Here is a 14,379-nt window from a genome sequence, read left to right on the forward strand (position 1 = left end):
TGCCGTTAAAAATTTAGTAAAACGTTATCCCTTATTTTGTTTTTTTTCAAGTTTTCCGCTGCAATATTAATCGACTTTGCATTTCTTTACGTTTAATTATATGTAAATTTTTTACTTATATTTACTCATTTTAATTTAATTAACTAACTGATTTTTAGTCTTTTAATTATATTTCTTTCTTATTGTGAAGTTCATAATACATATTGTTAAATGAAATTTTCATTGGGGATATCGTAGCCATTTTGATTGATTTTAAATGCACGTAATGTTAAAACGCAACATATTATTTACATGGCAGGTAAGCGAGTCCATGTCTATGCCAAGTTACAGCAATAAAATTATGCGCTTGGATTTATTTAGAAGAGAAAAAACGGTATGAAAAAGAGTCTGAGTTCCATTGCCAATACTGCCTTTATAACGGCATATTTCTGTTGCTTTTTGTCGTCCTGTCTCATCGTATTTGAAGCAAATGCAGAAACCTTGCTACTTGATAACGAGCTAAATGCAGCTACCTTTGGTGTGAAACCTGGGCGCCATGACAATACTGCCAAAGTTGCAGCGCTTCTAACGTATATAAAAGAGCACAATATTACGAAAGTTACTTTCGCCACTGGTGAATATCACTTTTATCCTGGGCTCGCGACTGAAGACTATGCGTTTATTAGTAACAATGATCAGGGACTTAAACGTATTGCAATCTATTTGAAGAATATCAGCAACCTGACTATTGATGGCCAAGGCTCTGCATTTACGATGCACGGTGGTATCAACCCATTCATTCTTCAAGACGCCAATAATATATCAATTAAAAATCTCAGTATTGACTTCAACAGAGCATTTCACAGTGAAGGAATTATACTCGCTGTGGGAAATGGCTTTATGGACATACATATTCCTGACGCCTTCCCATACAGTATTAATAGTGCTGGTATTTTAGAGTTTAAGGGGCTAAGAGAATATCCGTCAGACTATCCCATAAATGAGAAGTTGGAGCGTCGAAAAGATGCCCTTCATGCTTATGATTATCGCTTTAAGCGACTACTAGAGTACGATGTAAATACACGAGCAACCGCCTATATGGCGTCTGATATACAAACCGGATCTTGGTTACGGGCACAGCAGCTTGAGGGCAAAAATAACATACGTATTTACCACTCCGAGCTGCAAGGAACGGTGGGTAACATTATGACCTTTTCAGCAAAATACCGAAAATATCCTGCCATTGTTATCTCTGATAGCGATGATATTTTATTGGATAATGTGACGATATTTCATGCAGGTGGAATGGGTGTTTTAGGCCAGCGGTGTCGCAACGTTACTATTCAAAATAGTAAGGTAACCCCGTCGAAAGGACGAATAATCAGTGCAACAGCGGATGCAACGCATTTTAATAATTGCCAAGGGAATATTAAACTCATTAACAACTTGTTTGAAAATCAGCAAGATGATGCAACGAATATCCACGGCATTTATGCCATGTTTCTTGAACTCAAATCTCCTAATACCGCGCTTATCAAAATACAGCACCCGCAACAATGGGGATTCGATTTCATTGATGCCGGAGATACCATGGAGTTGGTGCAAAGCAAGAGTTTGATCACCTATGGAACCAATACCGTCACTAAGGTCAAAAAACTCAATACAGAAATTTATGAAGTGACCTTTGGTGATCCAATTGACCCTAAAATGATGGTGGGCGACTCAATCGCAGAAGTAAGAGACTACGCCAATGTATTAATCAAAGGCAACATCATAAGACGCAACCGAGCTAGGGGGATGTTGTTAAATAGTCGCGGAAAAACCGTGGTTGAGGACAATTATTTTCATGTACCTGGTGCCGCAATATTGTTTGAGGGCGATGCAATAAATTGGTTCGAACAGGGGGGGGTAAGGGATGTCACTATTCGAGGTAACACATTTGATAATAGTCATTTTAGTGTTTGGGGAAAGGCTATAATCGCAGTTGCCGCAGGAATTGATAAAGAATTCCAGGAGGTGTCACGTTACAACAAAAATATCGTGATAGAGGACAATATATTCCATGTTTACGACAAAGGATTACTGTTAGATTTGTTTTCTGTCAGTCATGTCACGTTTAAGAATAATAAGATAAATAAATCAGACTTCTTCCCTGCTAGGACATTAAAAACGCCTGAGTTTTTTAGAACGCGATTCAGTGAAGATGTCGTTATCGAAGATAATCAGTTTTTTGGCTTTGATTAGGGCTGATGACCCTTGGTGTACGAACATTAAATTGTATGGGAGCACGTTAATCAGATGATGTCGCCCCATATCAACACGTGTTAATCGTCTTCTGATCAGGGCACTTCAAGCCAGTGTGTTTGTACTGATTGCTAACCAATGCAATTAAGCGTTACTAGAACACTTTGAACCGTTAAATTTCCACGATAGTTATATTCCGCTGTAAACAAAATTTAGTTGCTAAATTATTGAGCCGTTCTATTTCCCCCTAAAGAGACATCCAGGGCACTATGTGTGCGCTGGACGTCTCTGCTATAAAAACGAATATTAACCCCTGCGTGCAGATGCCTTGGGCTTAATGTAGTGCAACAGAACAAGGCCAACACGCAAGGGACTACATACTTGCAATGATGTTATACAGCTTAACCGTGTAGCATTAAAGACTCGTTCTATTGCGTTGCATATCAAGTCTATTTTTGTTGGCTGGCTTAGTTGATATCTGTCTATATTGTGAGCAATTACGCAGTGCTACCTGAGCGATTAAATTTGCATGTACGACTAAATGTATCTGCGGTACTCAGGGAATAATTCAATTTCTAGGCGGCAATAAGCTAAGTGCAATCATGTTGTAGAGCCATCATATTCGATTAGTAATGTTGTTGTTAGAGAACGCGTATTTTGTACCTAAAGTGAAAATTTGCTGACATAAAAAAGCGAAGTGAAAGAAGGTTATCCTCTTTCACTTCGCTCAATACCGAACCACACAAAAAGCAGAGTGGTACATTTTAGTAGCACGGTATTACAGGACCTGTTTTATTCAGTTTCAATTGTTATTGTAAAATCATTAAATAAATATTAATGGGGCCGATACGGGCGCCCAGGAAAATTACAGATTGCCTGGGCACGTCTTAATCATTGATGATTTAGAATGTACCGCGAATACCAAACCTGAATTGGCGGCCGGTTTTATATTCAGATAAGAGTCGGCTAGTGGTCACGGTGTCAATCATGGCATTTCCTTCATCTAAGCGTTCACCATTGATTTCAAAAGCAGTACTGGTTAAGAAACTACGATTCGTAACATCAGTAAGGTTTAGGGCTTGAAAGGTAAACTGGATGTTTTCATTGAAAGAGTAACTAGAACTAAAATCTAATCGAGTAGTCGCCTCTAACCAAGAGGCTCCAAAGCCTGACGCGGTATTCCGATTGATTAGTTGTACCGAGGTATAACGCGCAGCGAGGCGCATCATGATGTCATCCTTTTCCCAAAAGATCGTGGCGTTCGCAGAATGTCTCGGGGTGTAGGGTTGAGGAAGCGGACTAACCACAATACCTGTAGTGGAAGATATCTCTTCATCTGATTTTGAGTCTGCAAACGTGTAATTGAGACTCGCACCTAAACCGGACAACATACCAGGTAAGAAGTCATAACTTTGCGTATAGTTAAACTCAAGGCCTTGCGTTACAGCCCCCTTACCATTTCTTTTTACATCTAATATCAGTGTGTGACAATTGAATGTTAGAGCACTAGGTAAGCCAACATGCACCACTCTATCAGGCATACACTGCATACCCCCTTCAGGTGTGTTGCCCACGGTCTGGGTCCACATAGGTAAGCCTGTAAATTCATCTTTGGCCTGCTCACCAGTCGATGGATCAATAACAGGTTCTGGAACAATAAGCACGTCGTCCAGACTTTCCACCCCATCGAGGTCATAATTAGTTCTTAAGTCAGCCCATAGATAAGTCTCAGCAATGCTTTCGGTAAAGTTGGTCATATCTTTACGGAACAGAGCGACAGACAATAAGCCCGTAGGATTAAAGTACCACTCCAAAGATACATCTAAGTTCTTCGACTCGAGAGGCTTCAACCCAACATTATTAATATTCCCTGAACCAAAAGCATTGAATTGACTTTCTACTATACGTCCGCTGGGGCGAGTGTCGTCAAAATTAGGACGAGCCATCGTTTTAGATATAGCGAATCTACCAATAAGGTCATCGTCAAACTTGAAATTTAAATTTAAGCTGGGCAACCATAAACTATTACTTGCTGAATCATGATTTAGGACACTTCGTTGGGCGGCGACAGAGCCTAGTTCTTGTCCATTAACGATATTGTTAATTCCTGTTGAGCGATCAGCCCAAGCCTTTATCGCACTGCTCCCAAAAGGGAAGCGACCGTTTCTACCGTTCGGGTTAGAACCGTTGGCCAAGATGGCCACAACCTGACCTTGCTCATCGTATTGCACTTGTAAAATTTGATTTTCTGGTGTTTGCAGTTCTGGCGGCACTTGGCCATCAACTAAGTCGGATCTGTGATAGTTATAAATCAATAAGGGGTCATGGCACGTGCCGGAAGCGGGCAAGTTGGTGGGGGTTTGATTTTGATCACCATTGGGGTAGGCGGGGGCATTATCAGAATTATTAAAGCCACATTCAGGCAAATCAGTATTGGCTAATTGTCGGTTATAGACTAAATCGTAAACATCATAAAAGTTGCTATTTCCTAGGTATCTAAATTCGCTGTAAGCTTCGGCATCTGTTTTTGTTTTAACGTAACGCATGCCTAGGTTACCTGTGATAAAGCCGTCGAAATATTCAAAATTTACCTTGGTGTAAAATGCATTGACTTCTTGTTCAATTTTTCTTGAACCAGATGGGTCTTGACGAGAGCGAATATCTTTCCCTTCGCTGCCATTGCTGGGGTTGACTATTTCTAGTGCTTTGAACGGATCGATATCACCCCAACCTGAGAGAAATGGTGCTCTGTCACTAATGATACTTTCCATAAAATCATCAACTGGGAAACTTTTCGTGGTCAACACATCTGCTAATGTAACGCTTGATAATCCATTAACGCTAAATGAATCGCCATTCTCATCGAGAATAACTTGACCATCAGTAATGATGTTACGCAGTGAAGAAACATCTTTTACTCGATTGGTGTATTTTCCACCAAACTCTACGCGAGTAACGCCCAAGTAGTCTACTTCCCAGTCAAAATCTAAGAATGCAGATTTGTTGGTATCCGAATTTGACTCTATGTCTTGGTTAATATTTTGAACCGTAAATAGATCTGTGTCTAATGGATTGGAGAGACTCGGTGCTAATATATCATTGGGATCTATTGCTCCTGGCGGGCCGATTGCGAACCCTGTTCCCACAACCAAATGGCAAGAGCCAGAAGAGCAGTCAAGGCCTGAAGGTTCCAAGCTTGGTACGTTTGGAGAATTGGATACTAGTGGTACACTGTTAGTGTTGGCTGCTGGTGTCAGTAGTATCGTCGCATTAGGTTTAGCATCGCTGGTTGTTCTCGAGTAACCCAAGGTAAAGTCAGCGCTAAAGTTGTCGGTAATGATTTGTTTAATATTCAATGAAGCGATGTTGTTTTCGACTTCTTGACCATCGATTTGTCTAAAAAGACGAGCTCTGGAACGACGCATTAAGCGCTTTTCCAATGTGTTTGTTTGTTGATTTACAATCCACCAATCTTCCTGGGGATCAGTATCTAAATTTGGATCGGTTAGACCTAACTGCAGGTTATATCGCTGATTATCGATGTCTATATCTTGTTTTGAATAATTTAAGTCCAGCTGTAATTCCGTGCCGTCGAACGGAATATATTGAATCCCCGCGGTGGCAGTCAACCTATCTCTTTGGTTCGTAGACAGACTATATTCTCCGCTGCCCGGTGTAATAAACTGGACGTCTTCGGTTATTATTTCACCGGTGACTGAGTCTCTCGCACGCCCTGCTGGAGCAGTATAAACTTGAGAATCCCAATCAAGCGAAAGCTCATCGACTCTTGTACTCTGAGTTTCATCAGAGATAGTGAAAATAACACCTAAAGTATCATCAACATACTTGTCAGCGAAGCTCGCAGACAGCTTTCTATTGAAGTCGCCAGAATAGTCGTTGTAGCGACCTTGTACTTCAATTGTTTTTCTCGGTTTCTTTAAATTCAGAGGCCGAACTGTTCGCAAGACGATATTTGCCCCAAGAGAACCTTCGTCTTGGTCTGCTGCAGATGTTTTTTGTACATCAATTGACGACAAAATATCTGATGAAAAAGAGCTTAAATCAACACTTTGATCGGAAGTGGCGTTAGCACCATCACCGCTTAAACCACTTGTCACAGCCACACCGTTTATTGAAATTTGGTTCAATGCGGAGCCTGCGCCACGGACAGAAATTTTGGTGCCTTCCCCATCTGTTTCTTGAACAGTCACCCCGGTAACTCTAGAGAGAGCATCTGCAATGTTTTGATCAGTAGACTTGCCAACATCCTCAGCGTGTATCGAATCAACAACTCCGTTTGAGAAACGTTTGGAATTTATTGATTTCGTTAAGCTGGAGCGAAACCCGCCCACCTCTATTACTTCAATATCTTCGTCAGTTGAATCGCCGTTACTTTTCTGTGCGGGCTGACTGTTTTGCTGTTGATCATCTTGGGCAATGGCTGCTCTTGGGTATGCGACCGCTAAGGATAGCGAGGCAATAACGGCAGCTGAGATGACATTTAATTTCAAATTGTGTGTCATTGGGCTTCTCCGGCTCTTATGCATAACTATGTGGTTAGCACACATAGAGAGTAACTTTTCATGCATGTTAACTAAAATTTGTTTAATTGGGACCGCGTTGTCCTAAATAATGCTAGTTTATTTCTTTAGATAAAGCCAATACTTTTTGTTTACAATCATTTTACATAAGAGGGGTTAAAGGTTTTAAATTTATTTTTTGGTATAAATTATTGATTTTTAACGTTAATTATAATTTTATTTTATTTTTAAGGTGAACTCACAGACAAAATAATCAATATTATTTATAAATTATATCTGTGGCATCGTTTGCCTAATTGTTTTGGTGGGTGTAATCTTAGCAGCAATATTTTCGGGTTGATAACAAAAAGTAAGGCTCGTACTTACAGCTATTCTTTCTTAGGTGATATGAAATGATTCCTGCTTTAAAACTAATAAGTAGTAAAACGAAGACAAGCTTGATTGTCGGCTTGTGTATAGTTTTTTACTCGGTAAATGGACTTGCTCACAGTGGTATAGGAACCAAAAAATTATTTAATGAGGATTGGCACTTTTACAAAGGCGACAAAGTGGGTGCTGAGCAGGTAACAAATAATGATCAGTCGTGGGAGCCTGTCACACTGCCTCACGATTGGGCGATAAGTGGTCCATTTGACAAAAAATACAATGCGCGAAATGGTGGGTTACCCATTTTTGGGACTGCCTGGTATCGAAAGCATTTTGTACTGAACAATGATGCAAAGAATAAGCGTGTTTCAGTCACGTTTGATGGTGCAATGGATAACTCTACTGTGTATGTAAATGGGCATGAAGTGGGTAAAAGACCGTTTGGATACGTCGCGTTTAACTATGACATTACTGAATTTCTTAAGCCGCCAGGTGACGAAAATACTATCGCGGTTAAATTGTCCCCAGAAAATTTTTCCGCAAGATGGTATTCGGGGGCAGGCCTGTATCGAAATACGTGGATAGAAATCAATGATCCTCTGCATATCAAGCCGTGGGGCACTTTTGTCACCACACCTGTTGTCACTCAAGAGTTGGCTAAAGTTGAACTAAAAACAACCTTAGTTAACGTTAGCGACAATGCTAATACTGCCAAAGTGATCCATTACATTAAGGATGCCAAGGGAAATCTAGTTGCTCAATCCTCTGGCGAATATCGTATGGATGCACAATCAACTATTACGCCGAGTAGCCAGTTTGACATTGTTAATCCTATTTTATGGGACATCGACAATCCTCATCTTTATTCCATTAAAAGTGAGGTTTGGAAAAATAACCGGCTTGTCGACGAATACTCTACGCCGCTGGGAGTTCGTTCAATTGAATTTAAAGTGGATGATGGTTTTTGGTTAAATGGCAGGCGTGTACAAATCAAAGGGGTATGTTTACACCATGATAATGGTCCTTTAGGCGCGGTCGCTAATCGCAGAGCAATTCAACGAAAATTGGAGATTATGCAAGAGATGGGCGCCAATGCGGTGCGTACATCACATAATCCACCATCACCTGAATTGGTCGAGCTAGCCAACGAAATGGGGATTTTGCTGCAAGTTGAAGCATTTGACATGTGGAAGATTGAAAAGCCCACGATTATCAACGGCTACAATAAGTACTTCGATCAGTGGCATGAGCAAGATTTACGCGACATGGTGATCCAAAACCGCAATAACCCATCGATCATAATGTGGAGTACCGGTAATGAAATCATGGAGCAAAAAGAGAAAGATGGTTGGAAAGTAACGAAACAGCTTACCGATATCGTAAAAAATGAAGATAAAACGCGCCCAGTAACTGCTGGGCTAAGCATGTACCCCGATGCACTGGATAATGGCCTAGCCGATGAGCTTGATATTGTGGGTTTGAACTACAAAGCCTACAAGTATGGTGAAGTCACCAAAAGAAATAGTGATTGGTTGATTTTAGGGACTGAAACATCTTCAGTTGTTAGTACCCGAGGTATTTACCACTTTCCGTTAGAAAAATACCGCAAACATGAATCAAATTATGTGACTAGCTACGATCTAGTAACGCCACCTTGGGCTTACATACCCGATCTTGAATTCGAGAATTTAAAAAATAATCCAAATGTGATGGGGGAGTTTGTTTGGACTGGATTTGATTATTTGGGCGAACCGACACCTTATGGGGGGCGGGATCATGGAAACAAAGCCTATTGGAATCAAGATTGGCCTGCGAGAAGTTCGTCGTTTGGTGCTGTAGATTTAGTTGGTTTTCCCAAGGATAGATTCTATTTGTATCAAAGTGAGTGGACTGCAACGCCTATGGTGCATGTACTACCTCATTGGAATTGGGAAAATAAGGTTGGTGACGTTGTTCCTATTTTTGTTTATACCAATGCCCAAGAGGTCGAATTGTTTATTAATGGTGAATCTAAAGGCCGTAAGGTGAAAGGTATCGACACCGTTACTTTACCGGTAGATCTTCGAGAAGATAAAGAGACTAAATCGTTCGAATCTAAATACCGCTTGCGCTGGGATGAAGCATATCAACCCGGTGAGCTAAAAGTCGTGGCTTATAATGCCGGAAAAGTGGTGGCGACTAAAATCATTAAAACAGCATTCGCACCTTACAGTATCGAATTGACGCCTGATCGTACTGATATTAAAGCAGACGGTGTCGACTTGTCTTATGTCACTGTCATCGTAAAAGATAAAAATGGTAATCCAGTACCAAATGCAGATAACAAAATACAATTTTTTGTTGATGGGCCGGCAACCATTGCGGGTGTTGGAAATGGTGACTCTTCCACTGTGGAGCCATTCAAGGCTAGCTATAGACGGCTTTTCAGCGGTAAAGCGATGCTAATTATTCAAAGTAAAACCGGTGAACCAGGAAACATCAAAATTAGAGCTTATTCAGATCAGTTGCGTGATGGAACTACCGAAGTGATTAGTCAGTAATGCTGCGGTGAGCATCGCGATGTTCTGAGACGTGCCAAGTAAAGGAATTTTTTTACTTGGCGTTGGCTCCCAACGAAAGACACAGTTCTTTAGCTGTTCAATCGATTAAATCTAAGAAATACGGAAAAACTCATCATGAATCTCTCGACTATTGATATCAGCATTTTTGTTATCTATGCCGTGGCGTTGCTGGCGCTGGCGCTTTACATTTCTCGCAATGAAAATAAGCACGAACGTAATACAGAAGATTATTTTCTTGCAGGTAAATCATTGCCTTGGTGGGCAATTGGTGCATCATTAATTGCCTCAAACATATCGGCAGAACAAATCATTGGTATGTCAGGTTCGGGATATGTCTTGGGTTTAGCTATTGCGTCCTACGAATGGATGGCGGCGATTACTCTTATTATTGTCGGTAAATATTTTCTGCCCATTTTTTTGAAAAACAATATTTACACCATGCCCCAGTACCTAGAGCAACGATTTGATAAGCGCGTTAAAACGATTATGGCGGTCTTCTGGTTAGCAGTTTATGTGTTTGTAAATTTGACCGCAGTGTTGTGGTTAGGCGGATTAGCCATCAATACTATTTCAGGTGTTGATCTAGCAACGGGCATGATTTTTCTGGGGTTATTTTCACTTGCCTACTCGTCATATGGTGGCCTTAAAGCCGTCGCCTACACGGATATTATTCAGGTTGTTTTGTTGATCTTTGGTGGCCTAATGTTGACTTACATAAGCCTAGATTTAGTTTCACAAGGCAATGGCATGTTCGCTGGGTTCGCAGTGCTCACTGAGGATTTGCCTGGTAGGTTTGACATGATTTTCAGCTCTGATAACCCCCATTATGCTGACTTACCCGGTATTTCTGTGCTTGTTGGGGGAATGTGGGTCATGAATATAAGTTACTGGGGATTCAATCAGTATATTATTCAGCGAGCCCTTGCCGCTAAGGATTTAAAAGAAGCCCAAAAAGGTATTGCATTTGCTGCTTATCTTAAGATTTTAGTGCCGTTTTTCGTCGTGTTGCCAGGCATTGCCGCCGTTGTTCTTTTCCCTGACTTAAACCGTGCGGATGAAGCTTATCCTAGCTTGATGACATTGATGCCTGTAGGGCTAAAAGGGCTAATATTCGCCGCACTCATAGCCGCTATCGTTTCGTCTTTGGCTTCTATGTGTAATAGCGTATCGACGATTTTTACGATGGATATTTATTCACATATCAAAAAGAATAGGAGCCAAACTCATTATGTAAAGGTGGGCCGGATCGTAAGTGTATTAGCGCTTATTATCGCTATGATCAGTGCCAAACCTTTACTCGGAAATTTTGACCAAGCATTCCAATATATTCAAGAATTCACCGGCTTTTTCACACCAGGAATAGTGGTTATTTTTCTACTGGGTATGTTTTGGAAGCAAATGAATTCTGTCGGGGCTATTTCGGCTGCCCTTAGCTCTGCCGCACTCTCGTTTTTATTTCGTGCGGCCTTCCCCGAATTGCCATTCATGGACAGAGTGGGGGTCGTATTTTTATGCTGCATGGCAATCGCAGTGGTGTGTTCGCTGGTGACAAAAACACAAAACAGTGAACATGAATCTCAGACCGTCTCGCTAGGCGATGTCAATTTTGAAACGACGGTTTCATATAATATTTTAGCGGCGGGAATCATCGCAATTTTAACGGCATTCTATAGTGCTTGGGGGTAAACAATGAAGGAAATTAGATCGTTCATTAATAAACGCGTCATCTCTAAACTGAGTCTAGTTATCATGATTTCAGGTAGTTTATTAAGTGGCTGTAGTAGTAGTGAACAGGTGGCAATTGATAACAGCCAGAGTGAGGTCAAAAGCCCTCCAAATATTCTGTGGATCTATATGGAAGACCAGAATCCCTGGAATAACGCTTGGGGAGATGACACTGTCGATACCCCGAATATTCAAAAGTTAGCAGATTCAGGTGTGATGTTCACCCAAGTCTATCAGCCAGCGCCAGTGTGCTCAGCAAGTCGCTCTGCCTTAGTCACAGGCCAGTACCAGACAACTTTAAACTTGCAAGATCATCGCTCGTTTCGCTCTGGGTATAATAAGCAGTTTTTACCTGAAGGTTATAAAACGGTACCTGAACTGTTTGTTGAAGCCGGTTATCAGACCTTTAATATTGGCAAGGATGATTATAACTTTAGTTATGACCGTTCGCGCTTATACAATGCTCATGATGGTATTGCTGGCTTTCAAGGTGCACAAGATGGCAGTGATTTTAATTGGGCGAGTAAGTTAAAAAACAAACCTTTCTTTGGCCAGTTGCAATTGAAAGGTGGCAAACATACGCATTTTGAGGGAAAAAATATCCCAGAAGTTGATCCAAATGAAATGACCTTGCCGCCTTATTATGTGGACGCGCCAGCAACGCGAAAAGAGTGGGCTAAACTTTATAAAACCCAGGTTGTGTCGGATATCGAATTAGCTGAGATTATTGACACGCTCAAAGCCAACAACTTGTTAGAAAACACCGCCATTTTCTGGTTCTCTGACCATGGAATGGGCATGTTGAGACATAAGCAAGATTTGTATGACGGGGGCTTGAATGTACCGCTTATCGTCAATTGGCCTGCAGGTGAGCAACGTCTAAACCAACATGGCAAGGTCAGAACAGATCTCGTCAGTGGATTAGACATTCCTGCAACCAGTCTTGCATTGGCAGGTATTGACGTGCCAGATAGTTACGATGGTCAAGATTTGTTTGCAGCTAAACTTACGCCACGTAAATATGTTATTTCAGCCAAAGATCGTATGGATTTTAGTTTCGATAGAGGCCGCACAGTGCGCTCAGAAAACTTTCGTTATATACGTAATTTCCACCCTGAAATTCCTCGTTCGCAGCCTCAATTTAGAGATAAGAAACCTTTCAGCATAGAGTTCAAACAAGCATTTGAAGCGGGCACATTGACGCCGGTGCAAGCTGAGTATTTTTCAGCCACAAAACCGACTGAAGAATTGTACGATATTGCGAACGATCCGCATCAAATTAGCAACTTAGTCGGTAATCCTGACTACTCTAAAGTGCTCAAGGAGCATCGCCAAGTATTGTTAGATTGGATAGCAGAAACAGACGACAAAGGGGCGTACCCTGAGTCAGACCGAGCGATTAAAGAGACTATCGATCTTTGGGGGAAAAAGTGTGTCAGCTGGCAGTGTGAAAGTTTCAGAAAACGCCACCCTGATGCAGAGGGTGTGAAAGGAGATGATTATTACGACAAAATGCCTTGGCCTGACTATATGCCAAAGCCTAACAAACCCTATTACGACAAAATCGAACAGCTTTATCGTAAAAGTTTTCAATAGTATGCGCTGAATTTCACCTTACAGGATCTGTAAGGTGAAAAAGTATCAATGTACGATCCTGCAATGAATCAACGTATCGTAAATTCTTTCTTATGCTCACTCCGTTTCCCCTCGCCAAGGCGTAACTTCGCTACCTCGCAAGATTATTTTATATTATTAAAGGTAGGGCGCATTCACTAATGCCAATCGGTGCTCACTCATCTATTAGGCAACCATGGGTACATGTCATCATTGAGTTGTTATTTTTCTCTGGGTATTAATCGCAGAATGATACGCTGGTCTTGAGTATTGCGCTGTCTATGCAGCAAGCGTTCGAGTTCAATGCGTTAGGGCACTTTCTAAGCCTGGCAAACAATGACATGTTAGAAGCTATTTTTCGGGCAACATATAACAAACCATAGCTATTTATTTGATGTATCTAATTAGGGGTTGGTGAGCGAATCTAATGTCTCGGCAAACGCTATGCCTAGGCGAGTTTGTCCTAGAGTGTTGTAGTGAACGTTATCTGAGTGTTTGGGATAGTCATGCCACGATCTATCCGTCGATGTGCTAATAAGGGCCGTGTTGGGAAGCATATTAGTCACGTCGGCCATCGCCGCCCTGACCATATCTGGCCCGCTGGGGTAGCGTCCATAAGTTGAATTAATTTGTCCAATAACGAAAGGCATCGTACTCACTTCCAGTTCACTTCGGTATCCGTCAATGAGTCTGAGTAAGTTAGCTTTGTAGCTATGTGCAGCCACTTCTGTTGCCGCATCGTTTTCACCTTGCATCCAAAGCATTCCTGTTATGTTGTAAAGCCTTGCGTCTTGCTCTAAACGCGCCAAATTACTTCGCACATTGGTAAGATGAAGGGGGGAAAGCTGCAAGTTTTGCTTAACGCTTCCACGCTCTACGCGCTTAGCCTTTTCGGCTGTCCATTGAGGATTCCATGCACCGTAGAGCGACGTTCCACCTTGTACCGTCTTGATCAACAGATACTCTCGATCCGGATATTTTTCGGCAAGGGTTAATCCTACGAATAACTCGGGGCCAAATTTTCTGCCAATGCCATATTTATCCTGATGAAACTTAGATACTTCAAATGACAAAGGTTGTGGCTTTCTACCATCCAAACTGACGTTAACGCGTGACGATACCTTTTGTATGCGCTCGATGACGGATGACGCAAGCTCTTCATAGTTTCCTGCGCCGCCCATATTAGATTGACCCGCGAGTAACACGACTTGAACGGGATGTCCTGCGGCTTGAGGTGCCCCCGCAGTTTCAAGTGAAAAGGTCACTACTAGCAACAGCCCTAGTATTTTCGTCATTCTGTGAGACATCTTTTTTCCTATTAGTGGTTCCGAGTTGCTTTGAATAATAAA

6 protein-coding genes are annotated in these 14,379 nt (G+C 41.6%); 4 read left to right on the top strand and 2 right to left on the bottom strand.

The genetic code is table 11. The features are described 5' to 3' along the window. Positions 1-375: 375 nt before the first annotated feature. On the top strand, positions 376-2,223 hold the full coding sequence (locus AC0VYA_RS03810; protein WP_475490097.1) for an alpha-1,3-galactosidase-related protein: 1,848 nt from the start codon (positions 376-378) through the stop codon (positions 2,221-2,223). Between the two features lie 902 nt (positions 2,224-3,125). On the opposite strand, the gene AC0VYA_RS03815 is transcribed toward AC0VYA_RS03810, so the two are convergent. Further along, positions 3,126-6,746 (bottom strand): TonB-dependent receptor, encoded by a 3,621-nt coding sequence (locus tag AC0VYA_RS03815; RefSeq protein ID WP_475490098.1) that lies wholly within the window; start codon positions 6,744-6,746, stop codon positions 3,126-3,128. A 410-nt stretch (positions 6,747-7,156) separates the two neighbouring features. On the opposite strand from AC0VYA_RS03815, the gene AC0VYA_RS03820 reads away from it, so the two are divergent. From AC0VYA_RS03820 to AC0VYA_RS03830, 3 genes are all read left to right on the top strand, one after another. Then, entirely contained in the window at positions 7,157-9,670 is a 2,514-nt protein-coding gene (locus AC0VYA_RS03820) for a glycoside hydrolase family 2 TIM barrel-domain containing protein (RefSeq protein ID WP_475490099.1), read from the top strand. Positions 9,671-9,805: 135 nt separating this feature from the next. After that, positions 9,806-11,377, top strand: coding sequence for a sodium:solute symporter family transporter (locus tag AC0VYA_RS03825; protein WP_473478448.1), 1,572 nt, complete (start codon positions 9,806-9,808; stop codon positions 11,375-11,377). A gap of 3 nt (positions 11,378-11,380) precedes the next feature. Beyond that, positions 11,381-13,012 carry a sulfatase family protein gene (locus tag AC0VYA_RS03830; RefSeq protein WP_475490100.1) on the top strand — a complete coding sequence of 544 codons (1,632 nt, stop codon included), beginning with the start codon at positions 11,381-11,383 and terminating at the stop codon, positions 13,010-13,012. 422 nt (positions 13,013-13,434) lie between these two features. Here AC0VYA_RS03830 and AC0VYA_RS03835 read toward each other — a convergent pair whose 3' ends face one another. Then, a complete protein-coding gene (locus tag AC0VYA_RS03835; RefSeq protein WP_475490101.1) occupies positions 13,435-14,337 on the bottom strand; it encodes a sialate O-acetylesterase in 903 nt (300 codons plus the stop codon). Positions 14,338-14,379: the final 42 nt, after the last annotated feature.

Source organism: Paraglaciecola sp. QJM3NY_14 (genome assembly GCF_056173245.1).